Source organism: Streptomyces auratus, assembly GCF_050433025.1.
GTDB lineage: Bacteria > Actinomycetota > Actinomycetes > Streptomycetales > Streptomycetaceae > Streptomyces > Streptomyces sioyaensis.
Genome location: NZ_JBNGCB010000003.1, coordinates 2,839,551 through 2,860,270 on the forward strand (window position 1 = coordinate 2,839,551; position 20,720 = coordinate 2,860,270).

General features: G+C 71.6%; 16 protein-coding genes. 3 read left to right on the forward strand and 13 right to left on the reverse strand.

The window, feature by feature from the left end; all coding sequences use genetic code 11:
- Nucleotides 1-29: 29 nt before the first annotated feature.
- Nucleotides 30-1,181, forward strand: a complete 1,152-nt coding sequence (locus BKA18_RS32095) for an alkaline phosphatase family protein (protein ID WP_366048753.1) — start codon at nt 30-32, stop codon at nt 1,179-1,181.
- Nucleotides 1,182-1,262: 81 nt separating this feature from the next.
- Here the strand turns inward: BKA18_RS32095 and lysX are convergent, their stop codons facing one another.
- Nucleotides 1,263-4,577, reverse strand: coding sequence for a bifunctional lysylphosphatidylglycerol synthetase/lysine--tRNA ligase LysX (gene lysX / locus BKA18_RS32100; protein ID WP_366048752.1), 3,315 nt, complete (start codon nt 4,575-4,577; stop codon nt 1,263-1,265).
- Between the two features lie 68 nt (nt 4,578-4,645).
- Nucleotides 4,646-5,428 (reverse strand): Ig-like domain-containing protein, encoded by a 783-nt coding sequence (locus tag BKA18_RS32105; protein WP_429638726.1) that lies wholly within the window; start codon nt 5,426-5,428, stop codon nt 4,646-4,648.
- A 518-nt stretch (nt 5,429-5,946) separates the two neighbouring features.
- Here BKA18_RS32105 and BKA18_RS32110 point away from each other — a divergent pair.
- Entirely contained in the window at nt 5,947-6,141 is a 195-nt protein-coding gene (locus BKA18_RS32110) for a hypothetical protein (RefSeq protein WP_006601905.1), read from the forward strand.
- 39 nt (nt 6,142-6,180) lie between these two features.
- Here the strand turns inward: BKA18_RS32110 and BKA18_RS32115 are convergent, their stop codons facing one another.
- From BKA18_RS32115 to xylB, 6 genes are all read right to left on the reverse strand, one after another.
- Nucleotides 6,181-7,446: a phosphodiester glycosidase family protein gene (locus BKA18_RS32115; protein WP_429638786.1), complete on the reverse strand. Its 1,266-nt coding sequence runs from the start codon at nt 7,444-7,446 to the stop codon at nt 6,181-6,183.
- 233 nt (nt 7,447-7,679) lie between these two features.
- Entirely contained in the window at nt 7,680-8,324 is a 645-nt protein-coding gene (locus BKA18_RS32120; protein WP_366048749.1) for an N-acetylmuramoyl-L-alanine amidase, read from the reverse strand.
- Between the two features lie 241 nt (nt 8,325-8,565).
- The gene (locus BKA18_RS32125; protein WP_366048748.1) at nt 8,566-9,975 is read right to left on the reverse strand and encodes a family 2B encapsulin nanocompartment shell protein; all 1,410 of its coding nucleotides are present in this window, start codon (nt 9,973-9,975) and stop codon (nt 8,566-8,568) included.
- Between the two features lie 101 nt (nt 9,976-10,076).
- A complete protein-coding gene (locus BKA18_RS32130; protein WP_366048747.1) occupies nt 10,077-11,489 on the reverse strand; it encodes a family 2B encapsulin nanocompartment shell protein in 1,413 nt (470 codons plus the stop codon).
- Between the two features lie 163 nt (nt 11,490-11,652).
- Nucleotides 11,653-12,927 (reverse strand): ROK family transcriptional regulator, encoded by a 1,275-nt coding sequence (locus tag BKA18_RS32135; protein WP_366048746.1) that lies wholly within the window; start codon nt 12,925-12,927, stop codon nt 11,653-11,655.
- Between the two features lie 64 nt (nt 12,928-12,991).
- The gene (gene xylB, locus BKA18_RS32140; RefSeq protein ID WP_366048745.1) at nt 12,992-14,422 is read right to left on the reverse strand and encodes a xylulokinase; all 1,431 of its coding nucleotides are present in this window, start codon (nt 14,420-14,422) and stop codon (nt 12,992-12,994) included.
- 206 nt (nt 14,423-14,628) lie between these two features.
- Here xylB and xylA point away from each other — a divergent pair, with 206 nt between their 5' ends.
- Nucleotides 14,629-15,792 carry a xylose isomerase gene (gene xylA, locus BKA18_RS32145; RefSeq protein WP_366048743.1) on the forward strand — a complete coding sequence of 388 codons (1,164 nt, stop codon included), beginning with the start codon at nt 14,629-14,631 and terminating at the stop codon, nt 15,790-15,792.
- 194 nt (nt 15,793-15,986) lie between these two features.
- Here the strand turns inward: xylA and BKA18_RS32150 are convergent, their stop codons facing one another.
- The 5 genes from BKA18_RS32150 to mmuM form a co-directional block, all read right to left on the reverse strand.
- Nucleotides 15,987-16,952: an acetylxylan esterase gene (locus tag BKA18_RS32150; protein WP_366046280.1), complete on the reverse strand. Its 966-nt coding sequence runs from the start codon at nt 16,950-16,952 to the stop codon at nt 15,987-15,989.
- A 125-nt stretch (nt 16,953-17,077) separates the two neighbouring features.
- A complete protein-coding gene (locus tag BKA18_RS32155) occupies nt 17,078-17,908 on the reverse strand; it encodes an amino acid ABC transporter ATP-binding protein (RefSeq protein ID WP_006601896.1) in 831 nt (276 codons plus the stop codon).
- Nucleotides 17,909-17,913: 5 nt separating this feature from the next.
- Nucleotides 17,914-18,699 (reverse strand): amino acid ABC transporter permease, encoded by a 786-nt coding sequence (locus BKA18_RS32160; protein WP_040897895.1) that lies wholly within the window; start codon nt 18,697-18,699, stop codon nt 17,914-17,916.
- A gap of 11 nt (nt 18,700-18,710) precedes the next feature.
- Entirely contained in the window at nt 18,711-19,508 is a 798-nt protein-coding gene (locus BKA18_RS32165; RefSeq protein WP_040897894.1) for an ABC transporter substrate-binding protein, read from the reverse strand.
- 197 nt (nt 19,509-19,705) lie between these two features.
- The gene (gene mmuM, locus BKA18_RS32170) at nt 19,706-20,626 is read right to left on the reverse strand and encodes a homocysteine S-methyltransferase (RefSeq protein ID WP_366046281.1); all 921 of its coding nucleotides are present in this window, start codon (nt 20,624-20,626) and stop codon (nt 19,706-19,708) included.
- Nucleotides 20,627-20,720 lie beyond the last annotated feature (94 nt).

Below are 20,720 nucleotides of genomic sequence, written 5' to 3' on the forward strand. Positions count from 1 at the left end.
GGCCTCCCCCCTCAGAGGAACGAGACCTGATGAGACGAACAGTGAACCTCAGACGCCGGGCGATCGCCGCGGCGCTCGGTGCGCTCGGCCTGATCGCCGTCGCCACCACGGCGGACGCCCACACCGGCCGGTCCGCGCTGCCGTCCTACGACCACGTCGTGGTCGTCGTCTTCGAGAACAAGCAGTACGGCGAGATCATCGGCAACCGCGACGCGCCCTACCTCAACGAACTCGCCCAGAGCGGCGCCGACCTCACCGCAATGAAGGCGCTGACCCACCCCAGCCAGCCGAACTACTTCAACCTCTTCTCCGGCGCCACCCAGGGCCTCACCGGCGACGGCTGCTACACCGCCCAGTCGATGACCGCGCCCAACCTCGCCCAGGAGCTGATCGCGGCCGGCAAGACCTTCGCGAGCTACAACGAGGGCCTGCCCGCCCAGGGCTCCACGACCTGCTCCGACGGCCGGTATCGGCAAAAGCACAACCCCTGGTTCGCCTTCCGGAACGTGCCGCTGGACACCGGCCGGACCTTCGCGCAGTTCCCCCGGGGCGACTTCGGCTCGCTGCCGACCCTGTCGTTCGTCATCCCGGACATCTGCAACGACATGCACGACTGCGCCGTCGGCAGCGGTGACACCTGGCTGAAGAACAACCTCGCCGACTACGCCCGGTGGGCCGAGGACCACAACAGCCTGCTGATGGTGACCTGGGACGAGGACAACCTCCTCGGCTCCAACCGGATCGCGACCATCTTCCACGGCGCCCACGTCAAACGCGGCAGCGTCAGCGGCGACTACAACCACTACAACCTGCTGCGGACCTTCGAGGACATGTACGGCACCGGGCACGCGGGCAACGCGGCCACTGCCGCCCCCGTCACCGGGGTCTTCGACACCGGAGGCACCGAACCGCCCGGCGGCGGCCTCGAACTCGCCACCCCCGGCCCGCAGACCTGCCGCTTCGCCCAGGAGTGCAGCGTCAAGCTCACCGCCACCGGCGGCAGGACCCCGCTCACCTACCGTGTGACCGGTCTGCCGTTCGGCCTGTCCGCCGACGCGGGCGGCGGCCGGATCGGCGGCAGACCCTGGCAGACCGGCACCTTCCCGGTCACGGCGACCGTCACCGACGCCACGGGAGCCACCGCCACCGCTTCCTTCCCGCTCACCGTCAACTGGTTCTGACGGCGCCGACAAAGGAACAAAGGCCCGGGCCCGCCACCGTGCGGTGGCGGGCCCGGGCCGGGCGCCGGTGGGCTGGTGCGCTCAGCGGCGCCGTACCAGCGGGAACGGCAGCGTCTCGCGGATCGACAGACCGGTGAGGAACATGACCAGCCGGTCCACGCCGATGCCCAGACCACCGGTCGGCGGCATCGCGTACTCCAGCGCCTGGAGGAAGTCCTCGTCCAGCTCCATGGCCTCCGGGTCACCGCCGGCCGCCAGCAGCGACTGGGCGGTGAGCCGCCGGCGCTGCTCGACCGGGTCGGTCAACTCCGAGTAGGCGGTGCCCAGTTCGGTGCCGAACGCGACCAGGTCCCAGCGCTCGGCGAGCCGCGGATCTCGCCGGTGCTGCCGGGTCAGCGGGGACACATCGGTCGGGAAGTCCTTGTAGAAGGTGGGCAGGGTGGTCTTCTCCTCGACCAGGCGCTCGTACATCTCCAGCACGATGTCGCCCCGGCCGCTCTCCGGCTTGACCGGCACCCCCGACGTCGCGCACAGACGGCGCAGCACCTCCGGGTTCGTGTCGGCGTCGACCTCCTCGCCCAGCGCCTCCGAGATCGCGCCGTAGACAGTCTTGACCGGCCAGATCCCCGAGATGTCGTGCTCGACCAGCCGGCCGCGCTCGTCCGCCTTACGGGCGGTGGCGCTGCCGAACGCGGCGACGGCCGCGCTCTGGATCAGCTCCCGGGTCAGATCGAGCATCACGTCGTAGTCGGCGAACGCCTGGTAGGCCTCCAGCATCGTGAACTCGGGGTTGTGCTTGTAGGAGATGCCCTCGTTGCGGAAGGTCCGCCCCATCTCGAAGACCTTCTCCATGCCGCCCACACACAGCCGCTTGAGATACAGCTCCGGCGCGATCCGCAGATACAGATCGAGGTCGTAGGCGTTGATGTGGGTGTGGAACGGGCGGGCGTTGGCGCCACCGTGGATCTGCTGCAGCATCGGCGTCTCGACCTCCAGGTAGCCCCGGTCGATCAGCCCCTGGCGCAGCGCCTGTACGGCGGTGCTGCGGGCCCGCAGATTGTCCCGCGCGTCCGTCGAGACGACCAGGTCCACATACCGCTGGCGGACCTTGGCCTCCGGGTCGGACAGTCCGCGCCGCTTGTCCGGCAGCGGCCGCAGGCACTTGGCGGTCAGCCGCCACGTGCTGACGAAGACCGTCAGCTCACCGCGGTCGCTGGCGCCGATCTCGCCCTCCACCTCGACATGGTCACCGAGGTCGATGTCCGAGCCGAAGCGGTCCAGTCCGGCGCCGCTGCCGTCCCGGGTCAGCGCGATCTGCAGATCGCCCGACCAGTCCCGCAGCACCGCGAAGAGCACTCCGCCGTGGTCGCGGGTGAGCAGCACCCGGCCGGCAAGGGTGACGGACTTGCCGGTCCGCGCCCCGGCCTTGAGGTCGGGGAACTCGCTGCGGACCTCGCCCAGGGTGTGCGTACGGTGCACGCCCACCGGGTACGGGTCGGTGCCGTTCGCCCGCAGCCGCTCCAGCTTCCGGTGGCGCACCCGCACCTGCTCGGGCAGCGCGGCGAGCTCCTGCTCGTGCAGCTCCTCCTCGGTGGCCGGGCCCGTCTGGACCAGACCGAGTTCGTCCAGCGACGGCAGGCCCGCGGTGCTCGCCGGGGCCAGCAGCCGCTTCTTGTGGCCCTTGCCCCACAGCGTGCCCAGGCTCGGCACGGCGACGAAGCCCTCGGCGATACCGGAGGCCAGACCGATCCGGGCCAGCGCGCCGGCGTCCGCGTAGCACAGGAACCGCGGGTACCACTCCGGGTTGTACTTCGCGTTGGAGCGGTACAGGGCCTCCAGCTGCCACCACTTGGAGAAGAACAGCAGCAGCCGGCGCCAGAACTTCAGCACCGGCCCGGCCCCGATCCGGGCGCCCTCCTCGAAGGCGGACCGGAACACCGCGAAGTTCAGCGAGACCCGGCGCACGCCCATCGCCCCGGCCTGCGCGCACAGCCGGGCCACCATGAACTCCATGACGCCGTTGGGCGCGGTGCGGTCACGGCGCATGACGTCCAGCGAGATGCCGTCCTTGCCCCACGGCACGAAGGACAGCAGCGCGATCATGTTGCCGTCGCCGTCGTACGCCTCGGCCAGCAGGCAGTCCCCGTCCTCCGGGTCGCCCAGCCGGTCCAGCGCCATCGAGAAGCCGCGTTCGGTCTCGGTGTCCCGCCAGGCGTCCGCCCGGTGGATGACTTCCTGCATCTCCTCGTCGGTCAGCGCGGAGTGGCGCCGCAGACGGAAGGTCGCGCCGGTCCGCTCGACGCGGTTGACGGCCTGGCGGGTGACCCGCATCTCCCGGCCGTCGAGGTCGAAGTCCTTCACATGCAAGATCGCCTCGTCGCCGAGCTGCAGCGCACCGAGGCCGCAGCGCGCGAACGCCTTGGCGCCGCTCTCGCTGGCGCCCATGACGGCCGGCTGCCAGCCGTAGCGCCCGGCGACCTCCAGCCAGGCCTCGATGGCCTGGGTCCAGGCCTCGCGGTCACCGACCGGGTCACCGCTGGCCAGACAGACACCGGCCTCGACGCGGTAGGTGACGGCGGCCTTGCCGCTGGGGGAGAAGACCACGGCCTTGTCGCGGCGGGTGGCGAAGTAGCCGAGCGAGTCCTGGCTGCCGTAGCGCTCCAGCAGCGCCCGGATCCGGTCCTCCTCGTCCCCGTGCAGCGCGGCCTCCATGCGCTGCGAACGGAACAGCGTGGCCGCGGCGTTCAGCAGCGCCAGCGCACCGAGGAGACCGAGGAGGAAGTTGGTCCAGTGCGGCGGATGACCCTCGACCAGCCGGCCGCCGACCAGCCCGCCGCAGACGCGGTTGGCGGCCCACAGCAGCCGATTGCCGCCGCCGGCCTCCAGGGTGCCCGGCGTCAGCGACACCAGACCCCAGCCGATCAGCACCGCGACGGCCAGCCCGCCGATCAGCACACCGATGGCCCGCAGGAACGCCCCGCGCCGGGTGATCGCATAGAACTCACGGTGCGAGACGAGCAGCAGCACCAGCACGCCGCCACACAGCACCAGGGAGAAGGCGAACTCCCAGTAGCCCATGGCCAGGAACGCCGCGTCCGCCAGGATGACCAGCACCATGTAGGCCACCAGGCACCACAGCGCCACACGTTTGCGTGCGGTCAGCGCCGCGGCCAACAGGAAGAGGAGCACCGCATAGGCGAGGTTCGGCGGCACCGGGAAGGTGAGCGTGTCCAGCCAGTAGATCACCGGATGGAGTCCGCGCCGCAGGGGCCCGATCAGCGCGGTCAGGGCGCAGAAGAGCCCCAGCATGCTGAAGATGATGGCGAAGCCATTGGGGACCCGGCGCCGGAAGCGCCGCCACCCCGTAAGTTGATCCTGGTCCTGCACGGTGCTCATTCCGTCACATTAGGCTCTGAAAAGGGTCAGCTGCTCGGCGCGAGGGCGCTGTTCGTCCGTCGTGGGGATCAGCCGGCATGCCAGTCTCCGATCCCCATTGTCCTGTCGTCTTTCCCTCGTACGGAGGATGTGGCGACCTCAGGGGCGTCACTCACCTGGACCTTGCCACAAACCCGCCCCGCGGCCGAGTCGGTGCAACTCCGGCCGATGGTGAAGTTCAGGTCATAGTCCTTGGCGACGTGGGGGACGCCGCCGGAGTCCGCAGGGTTGAGCTCCGCCCGCAGAGCGACCCCGGTGCCCGGCTCCCGGTGCCGCGCCGGCAGCCAGTCCGCCCGGTCCTTACCGCTGCGGTCCTTGCTCCAGGCCCATGATCCGGTCGTGCCACGGCCGGTGAGGATACACAGCCGGCGCTCCACGGCTTCCCGGTGGGTCACCGGGAAGCCGAAGGTGACCGTCAACGGCCGGTCGACGTCGACCGCGCCGACCGGTGTGCCGGTGGCCAGCGCCAGCTCGCGGAGCCGGTTCGGCTTCGCGATGGTCAGCGATTCCTTGGTCGCACCCACGTCGCCCTGCCGATTCCTGGTCCGGGCGAGGACGGAGTACTTGGTGCCCGGCGCGGTCTTCGTCAGGGCCGTCCACTCGGTCCCGCCACTTCCGAGCCCGCCGGGCAGCTTGTGGCCTCGGGGGTCGGTGACCGTCACCTCGGTCAGCACCCCGCCCTGAGCGGTCACCTTGATCTTGTCGCCGGCCTGCACGGTCCTCGTCCCGCTCGCCGCCCCCAGCGCGACCCTCACCGGCTCGCCCTGGGGAGCCGACGACGCGAGGCCCCCGCACGCGGTGAGCGTGCCCACGGCAATCACCGGGAGCACGCACGCAAAGACGCGCAGTGACCGGAAGGGCCGGTGACGGGGGGAGGGGGTCTGGCTCATACGGGCTTTCCGTCTGCGAGGAGGGGGAGGGGCAGGATCGGCCGCTAAGACGATCGAGCGACACGATTCGTTGCAGGGAGTTATGTGATACGCGCCACATTGGCTGGCGGGGTGCGCTGGGTGGCGTGAACGTGCCGCCGCCGCTGGGTATTTGGGGCGACATACGGCTTATGTCCCTCTTAGGGTGCGTGGCGGTGGGTGACGCGGACGCCGGGAGGGCGGGCGGTCGGCGGAGGGCGCGAGGGGGCATCCTCCCTGCTCCCGGTGGTGCGTCGCCCGGCCGTCCGCCGTGGCCGGAGGCCTGTCGCTCGCCGACGCCTGGTGACCCGTAGTGATCACCCGATCGGAGCACCCGTACAAGAACCGGACATACCCTGAAATACGCCAAACTGGCCACCCATTGCTGCCCGTTCGGGCGGCGGTCGAGGAGGGTGCGTCCCGTGGCAATTTCCATCTCGGTCGTGCTGCTGCTGGTGGTCCTGACGGTGATCTTCCTGCGCAGCGGCAAGCTCAAGTTCTCGCACGCCCTGGTGTGTGCACTGCTCGGCTTCTATCTGGCGAACAGCAGCCTCGCTCCCGACATCCACCAGGGCCTGACCGGCGCCGCCGATGTGGTGAGCAGTGTGCGTCCATGAGGCGGCGGCTGAGCGCGAGGGGCGGCCACGCGCCGGCGCTCAGCCCCGTACCCGCCCACCGAGTCGTTCAGGGCCTGTCCGATGGGTCAGGGTCGGAAAGGCCCTAGGGGAGAAGACCCCGATCGCATTGGGGACCGGCCGCTCCGCCCCGCCCGACGGATGGTTGCGCACCGTCTCCCCGTAGGCGTCGCCGGTGACCAGCGTGGAGGACCCGCCGCCGTCCAGATCCACCGCGCTGCGCGCGCCCAACTCCGCCATCAGATCGGCAAGTTCACACACCGTCAGCCCGGTCTGGCCCGGCGCTCCGTCCAGTGCCAGCAGATACAGCACCCGGCCGCCGGCGCCGGTCCCCGCGGAGGTGCGCACCGCCACCGCGCCGGAGTCCAGACCGTCCACCGGCGCGCCGTTCCGCACGATCGGGAAGCCGCCCACCGCGAACCGCAGCCGCCCCGGCCCCCGGCCGGCCAGGTGGTGGCTGACGCTCACCCGCTCACCGAGGTGCAGCTTGCGCAGCTGGCGGGCCCCTTCCTCCCTGCCCACCAGCACCACGCTGCCGACAGCCACGCCGCCGGAGCTCGGCGCGTCCCGGAGTGCCGCCACCCGGCCGTGGCGGACCGTCACCTCTGTGGTGTCCGTGCTGCACGGCGCCGCCCGGTCGGTGTCCGTCCCGCAGGTGGCGCGCAGCCGGGACGCCGGGCCCCACCGCGCGGTGTACGCGCCGATCCCGTCGACCGGCAGGGCGTACTGGTTCAGGCCGCGCAGCGGCAGCGCCCCTTCGGGGGTCAGCACCGCACCGTGCAGCGTGAGCCGGTCCAGCCGGGCCCGGTGGTCGTAGCCGACGCCGATGACGTCCTCGGTGGTGGCGCCGGGCGGCATGACCGGCCCGAAGCGCTGCCCGTCGGGCACCGCGCTCTTCAGCTGCCGCCCGGAGGCCACCGCCGGGCCGACCGAGGCGCCGGTCGCCTCCACACCGGGATGCTGGCCCTCGCTGATGTTGAAGAAGTCGCCGTTGACCGCCGCCACCGCGCCACGGTCCGCGGCCAGTTCGGACACCGGCGACCGGGCGCCGATCGCCCCCGGGTACAGCAGGTCCACCGCGACCCGCGGATCGGCCAGATCGACCGTCACCAGATGCCCGTGCACCAGGCCGCGGGGCACCGTCATCCGGAATTCGGCGTAGGACACACCCGGTGCCACCGACGTGGCACCGAAACGGTGGAGACCGGTGTCCGCGGCGGTGGCCGGAGCCCCGCCCGCCAACCCGCCGCCGATCAGCGCCCCCCATGCCACCAGCACGGTCAGCATCGCGCGCACTCGAACGAATCGCTGCTTCACGAGGCCCCCCTGACGTCACGCCAACTGTCCCAGGTGCGGAAGATGTTCACTATGGCCCGGAGATGTCATGAATCGGTACACCCGTGGAACGGCCGCCGTGTCGCCGGGCGCCGTCCCCGCCGGATGCCCTCGCGGGGCCGCGATCGCGCGTCCGGCGGCGTCCCGGCCCGTCGGCGTGGCGGAGGGTGCGGCGCAGCGCCGGGTCACATGGTGGTCCGCCAGGAGGGCCCGTTCACCAGTTGCAGGTATCGCGCCCAGTCCCAGAACTCACCGGGGTCCGTGTGGTCGCTGCCGGGGACCTCCACATGGCCGATGATGTGCTCGCGGTCCTTGGGGATCGAGTAGCGGTCGCAGATGGCGGCGGTGAGCTGGGCGGACCGGGTGTAGAGGATGTCGGTGAACCACGCAGGGTCGTCGATCCAGCCCTCGTGCTCGATGCCGATGCTGCGGGTGTTGTAGTCCCAGTTCCCGGCGTGCCAGGCGACGTCCCGCTCGCGGACGCACTGGGCGAGATGGCCGTCGGTGGACCGTACGACATAGTGCGCGGCCGCCTTGTGTGCCGGGTTCTGGAAGAGCTTGAGGGTGTGGGCGTAGGTCTCCTGCGTCACATGGATCACGACCATCTCGACCGGGTACTGGGTCGGGCGATTGGCGGTGGTGAGGTTGGACGGGCTTGCCGGGACCCACTGGTGAGGGGGGTAGGCGCCGCGGCCCGGTGTGAGCCGGCGCGCGGAGGCGGCGGCACCGGCGGTGGCCGTGCCGAAGGGGGCGAGTGCGGCGGACGCGGTGAGCGCGGCCGCACCGGTGAGCAGGCGTCTGCGGGCCGGGCGACGGGGGTCGGGCTCCATGTGAACTCCTGACAGGGACCGAGGGGTGGTCGCGTACATGTCACGCACAGCCGGTGCGTTCATGATGCGCAACAGGGCTCGCCCTGCCAAGGGAATGGCCGTTCTGCCAATGGCTGGACCAAAGGCAGAACGGCGCAGGTCAGAAGTCCAGGAGATACCTGATCGGACGTCACTCGGGTGCCGCACCCCCGGCCTTGGGGCGGTGGTGGGCGCGGCACCCGCAGCCCCGCTTCCCGGCCGGTCAGTGTCCGATCTCTACGTCCTCCAGGATGCCCAGCGCGTCCGGCACCAGCACCGCCGCCGAATAGTAGGCACTGACCAGATAGTTGAGGACGGCCTGGTCGTTGATGCCCATGAAGCGGACCGACAGGCCGGGCCGGTACTCGTCCGGGATGCCCGTCTGGTGCAGCCCGACCACCCCCTGGTTCTCCGCGCCGACCCGCATCGCCAGGACCGAGCTGGTCCCCTCCGGGGTGATGGGGATCTTGTTGCAGGGCAGCAGCGGAATGCCGCGCCAGGCCCGGACCGCGGTGCCCTCGACCTCCGCGGTCGTGGGGTAGATGCCCCGGGCGTTCCACTCCCGCCCGATGGCCGCGATGGTGCGCGGGTGGGCCAGCAGGAACTGGGTCTTGCGGCGGCGGGAGATCAGCTCGTCGAGGTCGTCGGGGGTGGGCGGACCGGTGCGGGTGTGCAGGCGCTGCTTGAGGTCGGCGTTGTGCAGCAGCCCGAACTCCCGGTTGTTGACCATCTCGTGTTCCTGGCGCTCCCGCAGCGCCTCGACGGTCAGCCGCAGCTGCTGGTCCAGCTGGTTCATCGGGTCGTTGTAGAGATCGGCGACCCGGGAATGCACCTTCAACACGGTCTGCGCCACGCTGAGTTCGTACTCCCGCGGCGTCAGTTCGTAATCGGCGAAGGTGCCCGGCAGGGCCGGCTCACCGACATGGCCGGCGGCCAGCTCGATGGCCGACTCACCGTGCTTGTTCTGCGCGGGCACCAGCGCCGCGCGGAACTCCTCCAGGTGGGAGCGCAGCGACTCCGACCGGGCCAGCACCTCTTCGAGGTCGCTGCGGTACAGGGTCAGTGCGGTCACCCGGGTCACCGCGCGGACGGAGTGCTCCCACTCCGCGTCCGGCGACAGCAGCGCCGCCGCACCGAGGGCGTCACCGTCGGCCAGTACCCCCAGCACCGTCTCGTCGCCGTACTTGCCGGTGCCCCTGCGGTCGAGCTTGCCGTGCGCGATCAGGATGACCCGGTCGGCCTGCCCGCCCTGCCGGGCCAGCACATCACCCGGTGCGAACTCCCGCTGGACGAACCGGTCCGCCAGCGCCTCCAGCGTCGCCGCGTCGGTGTAGCCGCGCAGCGGGGCCAGCTCGCGCAACTCCGCCGGAATGACCCGGACGTCGGAACCGGTCGAGACGAACTCCACCCGGCCGTCACCGAGGGTGTGGGTCAGCCGCCGGTTGACGCGGTACGTACCGCCGGAGACCTGCGTCCAGGGCAGGATGCGCAACAGCCAGCGGGAGGAGATCCCCTGCATCTGCGGCACGGTCTTGGTCGTGGTCGCCAGCTTGCGGGCGGCCGCGGTGTCCAGGCTGGTCCGCTCGGGCGCGGACGGCTGCGGGCCGGACGTCGGATCCACCGATGTGGTCATGGAGAAGGCTCACCTGTTCTTGTTCGGTGCGGTGCGTACGGTGCGCGCCGGGCGGGCATACGGGACCGCTCCCCGACGCGCCGAGTTCTTCCGCGGAGCGTTCAGTGGCCGATCTGGACGTCGTCGAGCACGCCCAGCGCATCGGGTACGAGAATGGCCGCCGAGTAGTAGGCGCTGACGAGATATTTGAGAACGGCCCGGTCATCGAGGCCCATATAACGCACCGAGAGGCTCGGTTCATATTCATCGGGAATTCCGGTCTGGTGCAGGCCGACCACGCCCTGCTTTTCCTCACCGGTGCGCAACAGCAGAATGGAGCTCGTCCGCTCCTTCGTCACCGGAATCTTGTTGCACGGAAAGATCGGGACACCGCGCCACGACGGCAGCGAATGCCCCATGAAATCAACCGCCGTCGGATACAGTCCGCGGGCACTGCATTCCCGGCCGATCGCGGCGATCGTCTGCGGATGGGCGAGCAGGAAACCCGGGTCCTTCCAGACCGTCGCGAGCAGCTCGTCGAGGTCGTCGGGGGTGGGCGGACCGGTGCGGGTGTGGATGCGCTGCTTGAGGTCCACGTTGTGCAGCAGCCCGAAGTCCCGGTTGTTGATCATCTCGTGCTCCTGGCGCTCCCGCAGCGCCTGGACCGTCAGCTTCAGCTGCTCCTCGACCTGGTTCATCGGGTCGCTGTAGAGGTCGCCGACCCGGCTGTGGGTGCGCAGCACCGTCTGCGCGACGCTGAGTTCGTACTCCCGCGGCGTCAGGTCGTAATCGACGAAGGTACCGGGCAGGGACGGCTCGCCGTGGTGCCCGGAGGCGACCGAGACCGCCGACTCCCCACTGGCGTTGGTGGGCCGTGCGCCGTCCTGCCGGGCCGTCGCCAGATGCTCGCGCAGCCCGGGGGAGCGGTCCATGACCTCCTGCGCGCCCAGCCGGGACAGCGCCATGACGGTCACCCGGGTCACCGCGCGATAGCTGAACCGCCAGGTCCCCTCCGGGTCGGTGAGCGGCTCGTCGCCGAGGTGGTCGCCGCCGGCCAGCGCTTCGAGGACGGTGTCCTCGCCGTATTTGCCGCTGCCGATCCGGTCCACCCGGCCGTGCGCGATCAACACCAGCCGGTCGCCCGGCGCACCGGCCTCGGCGATCAGTTCCCCGGGCGCGTATTCCTGCTGGGTGAACCGCTCGCCGAGCGCCGCCAGCGCCTCGGAATCGGTGAACTCCCGCAGCGCGGGCAGCTCGCGCAGCTCCTCGGGGATGATCGCCACATCGCTGCCGGTGATATCGAAATCGATGCGCCCGTCGCCGAGCGTGTACGTCAGCCGGCGGTTCACGCGGTACGTACCGCCGGACACCTGCACCCAGGGCAGCAGCCGCAGCAGCCAGCGGGACGTGATGGCCTGCATCTGCGGTGCCGTTTTGGTGGTGGTCGCCAAATTCCGTGCTGCGGTGGTACTCAGACTGGAATTCTGGGATTCTTCCGTGCTGCCATGCAGCGATTCGTCGGCAATCGTCATCATGCCACCTGTCTCTTCGGAGGGTGCGCTGCGGACCGCCCAGAAACCCCACTTCAGGAAGTTCCGCGGCAACCCGCCGAACCGAAGGTAGCCGTGTGGATTTTATCGGCACAATCGCCCGATGGGGTGGCATGGAATTCGCGTGCCCTGGAAAGGTTTAGCGGGCTCAATTCCGGGGAGAGTGTGCCGTGGTCCGGGAATGGAGGGGATCGTCCAGGACGGCCTGCAGTGCGGCGTGCGCCGCCCCGAGCAGCGGTCCGTCCGCGCCCAGGCGGGAGACCGTCACCAGCGGCCCGCCGTCCCGCCCGTCCGCCGCGGCGACGGCCGTGCGCCGTGCCAACTCCCGCTCCAGGGAAGGCAGTACCCACGGCGCCAGCTCGGCCAGCGCACCCCCGAGGACCACCGCCTGCGGGTCGAGCAGATTCACCGCTCCGGCGAGCGCGATGCCGAGGGCCGTCCCCGCCTCGTGCAGCGCACGGACGGTGGCGGCGTCCCCGTCGGCGGCCCGGCGCGCCAGCAGGCCGATACGGGCCCCCGGCCCCGCGGGTGCGGCCGCCGCCCCCTCCGGCGTGACCCCGCCCGCGCGCAGCACCGCCCGTTCCCCCGCGTACTGCTCCAGACAGCCCCGGCCACCGCAGTCGCACACCGGGCCGTCCGGATACACCGGCACATGCCCCAGCTCGCCCGCGAAACCCCGTGCACCCCGCAGGAGTTGGCCGTCCACCACGATCGCGGCCCCGATACCGGACTCGGCCGACACATGCACGAAGTCCGGCGGCGGGGCCGGCCGGCCGCCGCTTCCGCCCAGCCGCAGCTCGGCCAGCGCACCGAGGTTGGCCTCGTTCTCGACGGTGAGCGGGAGGGCGGCCTCGTGCTCCGGCGCCGTCGCCCCGGCGAGGGCCGGTGCCAGATCGGCCGCCCGCCAGCCGAGATTGGGGGCGTGCAGCACGGTCGTCGACCCCCGGGCCACCAGGCCGGGCACGGCGACCGTCAGCCCGGCCGGCCGCAGCCCCTCGGCCGAGAGGCCCGCCGTCACCTCCGCCAGCAGCGCGGACAGCCGCCGCAGCACCGGTCCCGGTGCGCTGTGCCGGTTCGCCGCACCGGCCGCCACCCGCGCGCGCACCCGCCCGCGCAGATCGACCGCACACACCGCCAGATGATCGACGCCTATCTCGGCCCCGATCCCGGCCGGGCCACGGTCGCTGACGGCCAGTTCGCCGCCCGGTCTGCCCCGGCCGCCGGTCGACGCCCGCCCCGTCTCGACCAGCAGCCCGGCCCGCAGCAGCTCGTCGACGAGCGGAGCCACCCCCGCCCGGGTCAGCCCGATCCGCGCCGCGACCGCCGGCCGGGAGAGCGGCCCCTGCGCGGCCACGGTCCGCAGCACCCGGGCCAGATTGCGGCGCCGGATGCCGTGCTGGGTGTCGCCGCCGGACGCGGTCACAGAGGTCTCCTCGGGGTGCCGGCGGGAGCGGACGTCCCTCCGGGTGTACGGATGAGCAGGGCGGTCAGCGGCGCAGCAGCGCCGCACCGTCGGCGAGCGTCGCCGCCAGCCGGTCCCACGCGGCGCGGTCCCGCGGCCGCGCCTCGTACGCCGCGCCGCGGGCCGTGCCCCACCGCCGAGCCACCGCCGCCGGATCCTCGCCCAGCAGCAGTCCGGCCGCCTGCGCCGCCGCACCGAGCGCCACCAGCTCCTGCGCCTCGGGCACCACCACCGGGCGGCCGGACAGCCGGCGCACCGTCTCCCGCCAGGCCCGGCCCCGCGCCCCGCCGCCGATCAGCAACAGCGGGGCATCGGGCGCCGCGTCCGCGTCCAGCACCTCCTCCAGCGCCTGCAGCAGCGCGAACACCGCGCCGTCGTAAGCGGCCTGGAGCAGCCGGCCGGGCGTGGTGTCATGGCGCAGCCCGTGCACCAGCCCCGAGGCGCCGGGCAGATTCGGGGTCCGTTCGCCGTCCAGGAACGGCAGCATCACCACCTCGCCCCCCTCCTCCACGGCCTCCCGGTCGCGCCCCAGCAGCGCCGCCACCCGGTCCACGGCGAGCGTGCAGTTCAGGGTGCAGGCCAGCGGCAGCCAGTCACCGCGGGCGTCGGCGAACCCCGCCACGGTCCCGGTCGGATCGGCGGGCCGGTTCCTGGAGACCGTATAGACCGTCCCCGAGGTGCCCAGGCTCAGCACCGGCTGCCCGGGGCGCAGGCCCAGGCCGAGCGCGGCCGCCATGTTGTCGCCGGTGCCGGCGGCCACCAACGCGCCCTTGGGGAGGGGCAGATCATCGGCGTGTACGGTGCCGGCCGCCTCGCCCGGGAGCGCCACCCGCGGCAGCGCCTCGGGGGCCAGTCCGACCTGCTCCAGGATCTCCGTGTCGTAGGACTCGGTGGACGACGCCCACCAGCCGGTGCCGGAGGCGTCGCCGCGGTCGGTGACGGCCTCACCGGTCAACCGCTGGACGAGATAGTCGTGCGGCAGCCGCACCGCTGCGGTGGCGGCCGCCGCGGCCGGCTCGTTCTCCCGCAGCCAGGCCCACTTGGCCACCGTGAACGCCGGACCCGGAACGCTCCCCACCCGCTCCGCCCAGACCTGCGCCCCACCCAGCTCCGCGATCAGCCGCTCGCTCTGGGGCGCCGGCCGGACGTCGTTCCACAGCAGCGCGGGACGCACCGGCGCACCGGCCGCGTCCAGTGTGACCAGCCCGTGCTGCTGGCCGCCGACGGACAGTGCCGAGGCCTGCCGCGCCGCGTCACCGCACTGCGCCAGCGCCTCGCCCAGCGCCCGCCACCACTGCCCGGGGTCGCTCTCCTTGCCCTCGCCGCCGCTGACCGCGTGCGGCGCCTGCCCCCGGGCGAGGACCACACCGGTGTCGGCGTCCACGACCAGCGTCTTGGTGGACTGTGTCGAGCTGTCCACCCCGACGACGAGCGGTCCCGCTGACTGTGCGCCCATCGTGCACTCTCCTTGGCGGCCCGTGTTCCTTGGTCTGGGTCCAGGGGGTTCCCCGGTGTGCTGCCGCATATTAGTTTGGCCGCGGCGGAATTTGTAAAGCGCGTTGACGAAAGAGCGAGGGAGTCGCGCATGAGCAAGTGCAGTCGGCGAATGACGGGGAGCTGCCCGCCGCGCACCTGCGGGGCCGAGAGGGGAGGGGATCCGGCATGAGGCATCAGCCCGTGCCCGAAGACAGGTTCAGCTTCGGCCTGTGGACCGTCGGCTGGCAGGGCCGCGACCCCTTCGGGGAGGCCACCCGCCGCGCCCTGGACCCCGTCGAAACGGTCCACCGCCTCGCCGACCTCGGCGCGTACGGCGTCACCTTCCACGACGACGACCTGATCCCGCCCGGCGCCGCGGACAGCGCGCGCGAGGCGGCCGTCACCCGCTTCCGGCAGGCCCTGGACGCCACCGGCCTGGTCGTCCCGATGGCCACCACCAACCTCTTCACCCACCCCGTCTTCAAGGACGGCGCCTTCACCGCCAACGATCGCGACGTCCGCCGCTATGCGCTGCGCAAGACACTCCGCAACATCGACCTCGCCGCCGAACTGGGCGCACACACCTATGTGGCATGGGGCGGACGGGAGGGCGCGGAGTCCGGCGCGGCCAAGGACGTCCGGGCGGCGCTGGACCGGATGAAGGAAGCCTTCGACCTGCTCGGCCAGTACGTCGTCGAGCAGGGCTACGACCTGCGGTTCGCCATCGAGCCCAAGCCCAACGAGCCGCGCGGCGACATCCTGCTGCCCACCGTCGGCCATGCCCTCGCCTTCATCGAACGGCTGGAGCGCCCGGAGCTCTACGGCGTCAACCCCGAGGTCGGACACGAGCAGATGGCCGGGCTCAACTTCCCGCACGGCATCGCCCAGGCGCTCTGGGCGGACAAGCTGTTCCACATCGACCTCAACGGCCAGAGCGGCATCAAGTACGACCAGGACCTGCGCTTCGGCGCCGGCGATCTGCGGTCCGCGTTCTGGCTCGTCGACCTGCTGGAGACGGCCGGCTACGACGGACCGCGGCACTTCGACTTCAAACCGCCGCGCACCGAGGACCTCGACGGCGTGTGGGCCTCGGCGGCCGGCTGTATGCGCAACTACCTGATCCTCAGGGAGCGCGCGGCGGCCTTCCGGACCGACCCGGCCGTCCAGGACGCTCTGCACGCCGCCCGGCTGGACCAGCTGGGCCGCCCCACTGCCGAGGACGGCCTCGCCGGGCTGCTGGCCGACCCCACCGCGTACGAGTCCTTCGACGCCGAGGCTGCTGCCGGCCGGGGGATGGCCTTCGAGCATTTGGATCAGTTGGCGTTGGAGCATTTGTTGGGGGCGGTTTGAGGGGTGGTTTGAGGGGGCGGGTCGCGACGTCCGGAGGCTCTCCCCCGCCCCCTCCCCCCCCTCCCCCTTCGGGGGAGGGGGCGGGGGGTGGGTTCGGGGGTGGGGGGAGCGGCACCCGGTTTTTCGGGCGGCGGAGCGGCACCCAGCCCTCGGGGCCAAGCAGCCCCGGCCATTCGAGGATCAACCAACCCCCCTCACCCCACCACCCCCCGCACGAACGACAACTCCGCCGCCCGCTGCTCCCCGCCGCCGCTCTCGTGGGCGTTGAACCGCCACACCTCCAGCTCCTTCTCGCCCGCGTAGTGGTGGTACGCGGCGAAGCCGGTGGACGGTGGCACCACCGCGTCGCGCAGCGCCGTGCCGAACAGGGCCGGGGCGGTGGCGCGGACGGCGAAGTTCAGGCCGTCGAAGTGGTCCAGGGTGCGCAGGGCGGTATCGATGTGGCCGCGGGCGCCGGCGAAGTAGCGGGCGAGTTCGCCGTACGGGCCCGCGTCCGTGACCTCGACCGCCCGCCGGATGTGCGTCAGGAACGGCACATCGATCAGCGCGCCCGCCAGCCCGGGGACCAGCCCGGTCATCGCCAGGGCGAGTGCGCCGCCCTGGCTGTGGCCGGCGACCACGATCCGCTCGGCGTCCACCGCGTCATGGCCCCGCGCCGCCTCCACGGCCCGGACGGCGTCGGTGTACAGCCGCCGGTAGTAGTAGCCGTCGGGATCGAGCAGGCCCTGGGTGAGCTTGCCGGGGACGCCCGGGTTTCCGTAGCCCGCCGGATCGGGGGTGTCCCCGGGGCGGTTGGGGCCGCTCTGCCCGCGGGCGTCCATGACCAGCGTGGCGTACCCGGCGGACGGCCACAGCAGCCAGTCGTGCGGCAGCAGCCGGCCGCCGCCGTAGCCGAGGTACTGCACGATGCACGGCAGCGGCCCGGCGGCCGCGCGCGGCAGCAGGAACCAGCCGCGGATACGGTGCCCGCCGAAGCCGGCGAACTCGACGTCGTAGCAGCTGAGGAGGGCGAGCCCGGTATCCACCTCGGCAAAGCGGGCGTCGAGGTCGTGGGTACGGGCCTCGTCGAGGGTGCGCTGCCAGAACGCGTCGAAGCCGGGCGGTTCGGGAACCGGCGGGCGATAGGCGTGGAGCTCGTCGAGGGGAAGGTCGAGGAACACGGGAAAACCTCCGCGCCGTAGGGTGGCTGGCTTCCTGTCGCCAACCGTGCCCACGGGGCGGACATTTCAGACGCGGAACCGCGGCCGGTCCTGCCGCCACCGGGCACCCGGGGCGGCCCGGCCGGTCAGCGGTCGACGCGCTTGCCCGCCGCGCCGCTGTCCGCGACCTCCCCGACCTCCGCGGCCGCCGGATCGAGCACCCGCGCCAGAAAGGTCCGGGTCCGCTCGTGCTGCGGGGCGCCCACCACCTGCTCCGGGGTGCCCTCCTCCACGATCACCCCACCGTCCATGAACACCACCCGGTCGGCGACCTCCCGGGCGAAGCTCATCTCATGCGTGACGACGAGCATCGTCATACCGTCCTGCGCCAGCGCACGCATCACCGCCAGCACATCGCCGACCAGCTCCGGGTCGAGTGCCGAGGTCGGCTCGTCGAAGAGCATCAGCTCCGGGTCCATGGACAGCGCACGGGCGATGGCCACCCGCTGCTGCTGGCCGCCCGACAACTGCGCCGGATAGGCCGCCGCCTTGTCGCTGAGCCCCACCCGTTCGAGGTTGGCGCGGGCGATCCGCTCCGCCTCGGCGCGGTCGCGGCCGAGCACCCGCCGCTGCGCGATCGTCAGATTCTCCAGCGCGTTCAGATGCGGAAAGAGATTGAAGGCCTGGAAGACCATCCCGATCCGCCGCCGGACCCGGTCGATGTCCACGTCCGGGTCGGTGACCTCGGTCCCGGCCACCGTGACCCGGCCCGCGCTCGGCTCCTCCAGCAGATTCACACAGCGCAGCAGGGTCGACTTCCCCGATCCCGACGGCCCGATGACACACACCACTTCCCCGCGCGCCACCGAGAAGTCGATCCCGCGCAGCACCTCCAGCTCACCGAACGCCTTGCGCAGCCCCGCCACCTCGATGGCCTTCGGGTCCGCCGCGCCCGGTGCCGTCGTCTCCGCCGTCACGTCACTCACCTGGCCTTCGCCGTACGGGCCTCCAGGCGCCGGACCAGCTGGCCGAGCGGGAGGGTGATCACGAGATAGAGCAGCCCGGCGATCAGGATCGGGGTCAGGCTCTTGTGCTCATTGAGCGCGTCCCGGCCGAAGTTGGCCAGTTCGAACTGGGTGAGGGACAGCCCCAGCAGATACACCAGCGAGGAATCCTTGGTCAGCAGGATCAGTTCGTTGGTCAGCGGCGGCAGCACGATACGGAACGCCTGCGGAATGACGATGGAGACCATCGCCCGCCCGTGCGACATCCCCAGCGAACGCGCCGCCTCCGTCTGCCCCTTGGGGACCGCCTGAATTCCGGCCCGGATGGTCTCGGCCATGTACGCCGCGCCCACCAGCCCGAGCGACAGCATCACCGTGACGTTCATATCGAGCGCGACCTCGAAGGCCAGCGGCACACCGAAACCGAGCGCGATGAACACCAGCAGACAGGGGATCCCGCGGAAGAATTCGATATAGGTGACGGCGATCCAGCGGTAGGGCGGCACGGACGACAGCCGCATCAGCGCGAGCACCAGACCGAGTGCGAGGCCGAAGCCGAAGCCGAGCAGGGTGTAGAGGACGGTATTGACCAGTGCCGTGGTGATGATCTCGGGGAACAGCGCCTTTGCGACCTCGACGTCGAAGAACGCCATCCGCAGCTGGTGCCAGTCGGCGACCAGCGCGAAGACCACCACGGCGACGACCAGGACGCCGTACTGCACGCCGCGGATGATCCGCGCGCGCTGTCGTTTGGATACGGACATGGTGGCCGGCCTCAGCTCTGCGGGGTGGTGCCGAACCACTTCTTGTAGATCCGGTTGTACGTCCCGTCGGATTTCGCCTTCTTGATGACCTCGTTGATCTTCTTGCGCAGGACGTCGTTCCCGGTGCGCACGCCGATTCCGTAGTGCTCGCCGGTATTGAACTCCGCGGCGACGGCGGTGTCGGGATTCTGCTTCACATAGTCGAAGAGCACACCGTTGTCATTGATGCCGGCGTCGACCTGACCGGACTTCACGGCGGTCAGCAGCAGCCCCAGATCCTCGAACTCGACGAGTTCGACGCCCTTGCCGTGGTCCTTGGCGTAGATCCCGCCGGTGGTGGCCTTCTGATAGCCGAGCTTCTTGCCCTTGAGGTCTTCGACCTTCTTGAAGGGCTTGCCCTTCTTCGTCAACAGCGCCTGGGTGGCATTGAAGTAGGGGTCGGAGAAGTCCATCACCTTGTCGCGCGCGGGCGTGATGGTCATGCCGGCGGCGGCCAGATCGCATTTGCGGATGGTGAAGTCCTGACCGGTCTCGATGCCTTCGAAGGGGGTGTTGACGATCTCCTGCTTGATGCCGAGATCCTTGGCGACGAGGTCGACCAGATCCACATCGAACCCGACGATCTTGCCGTTCTTCTTCACCTGGAACGGTGCGTACGGAAGGTGGGTGCAGGTCTTCAGTGTCCCGGAGGAGACCAGCTCCAGTCCGCCGGCCCCCTTCTTCCCGTCGGACTTGGTGCTGCTGCACCCCGCCACTACGGCGATGGCAGCAACAACGGCTATGACAGACGACGCGGAGCGAGCGGACACGGGTCCTCCAAGGCGTGATGCAGATCAACCAAGCCGTGCATGCTGCGATGTGGCCTGCATCCTGCCACCGGCTCGGGGCGCTGTCGCCGCCCCGTCGGTTGCGTCTGTGTAACGCCTTCGGCCCGCAACCGGGCCCCGCCGGCCTCGCCTCCCCAGGGGCCCGTCAGCGCGCCGGCCTCGCGCCCCCGGGCGCCCCGTCAGCGGCCCAGCGCGGTCGCCACGGCGGCGATGGCGTCCGGGCCCACCCGGCAGCAGCCGCCGATGAGCCGGGCGCCGTCCGCGGCCCAGGCCGCGACCCGGTCCGCGTCGAACGCCGGGCTCCCGCACCAAGCCCGGGCCGCGGCGTCCCAGCTCTCCCCGCTGTTGGGGTAGACCACCACCGGCTTCCCGGTGATCCGTGCCGCCAGCCGTACGGCCCGGTCCGCATCGTCCGGCGCGCAGCAGTTCACCCCCACCGCGATCACCTCGTCGGCGTCCGCCGCCACCGCGAACGCCTCCGCCAGCGGCTGCCCGGCGCGGGTGCACTCGCCCGCGACGCTGTACGACAGATAGGCCGGTACCCCCAGTCCGCGCACCGCGCGCAGCAGTGCCCGGGCCTCCTCGGCGTCCGGCACGGTCTCCAGCGCCAGCACATCGGGCCGCGCCGCGGCCAGTACCTCCAGGCGCGGCCGGTGGAAACGCTCCAGCGCCGCCACCGACAGACCGTAGCGGCCGCGGTACTCGGAGCCGTCCGCCAGCATTGCCCCGTACGGGCCCGCCGAAGCGGCCACATACAGCGGCCCGGCAACCCCGCCGGCCCGCGCCCGCCCGGCTGCCTCGCGGGCCAGCTCCACGCTCCGGCGCAGCAGCTCCGCGGCCCGCTCGGCGCCGATGCCGCGGCGCGCGAAGCCCTCGAACGTCGCCTGGTAGCTGGCGGTGATCGCGACCTGGGCCCCGGCTTCGTAGTACGCCTGATGGGCCCGCACCACGGCCGCCGGCTCCTCGGCCAGCAGCCGGGCCGACCACAGCGCATCGCTCAGGTCGTGCCCGGCGGCCTCCAGCTGGTTCGACAGTCCCCCGTCGAGGACGACCGGGCCCGCGGCGAGGGCCTCGGTGAGCGGCGGGGACGTGCTGACCATGGTGCGAAGCCTCCCGGTGGGGTCCGGACGCGTGCGGTGTGCGCCCCTCGTCATGAGCGTAGTGCCGCCTGCTGACAGTGCCCCGGGCGGCACC

Excerpts from the sequence above, each read along its gene's own strand:
- BKA18_RS32120 (WP_366048749.1), bottom strand. The coding sequence starts at position 8,324 with ATGGAGCCCGACCCCCGTCGCCCGGCCCGCAGACGCCTGCTCACCGGT.
- BKA18_RS32130 (WP_366048747.1), bottom strand. The coding sequence starts at position 11,489 with ATGATGACGATTGCCGACGAATCGCTGCATGGCAGCACGGAAGAATCC.
- BKA18_RS32115 (WP_429638786.1), bottom strand. The coding sequence starts at position 7,446 with ATGCTGACCGTGCTGGTGGCATGGGGGGCGCTGATCGGCGGCGGGTTG.
- BKA18_RS32095 (WP_366048753.1), top strand. The coding sequence starts at position 30 with ATGAGACGAACAGTGAACCTCAGACGCCGGGCGATCGCCGCGGCGCTC.
- xylA (WP_366048743.1), top strand. The coding sequence starts at position 14,629 with ATGAGGCATCAGCCCGTGCCCGAAGACAGGTTCAGCTTCGGCCTGTGG.
- lysX (WP_366048752.1), bottom strand. The coding sequence starts at position 4,577 with ATGAGCACCGTGCAGGACCAGGATCAACTTACGGGGTGGCGGCGCTTC.
- BKA18_RS32160 (WP_040897895.1), bottom strand. The coding sequence starts at position 18,699 with ATGTCCGTATCCAAACGACAGCGCGCGCGGATCATCCGCGGCGTGCAG.
- mmuM (WP_366046281.1), bottom strand. The coding sequence starts at position 20,626 with ATGGTCAGCACGTCCCCGCCGCTCACCGAGGCCCTCGCCGCGGGCCCG.
- BKA18_RS32125 (WP_366048748.1), bottom strand. The coding sequence starts at position 9,975 with ATGACCACATCGGTGGATCCGACGTCCGGCCCGCAGCCGTCCGCGCCC.
- xylB (WP_366048745.1), bottom strand. The coding sequence starts at position 14,422 with ATGGGCGCACAGTCAGCGGGACCGCTCGTCGTCGGGGTGGACAGCTCG.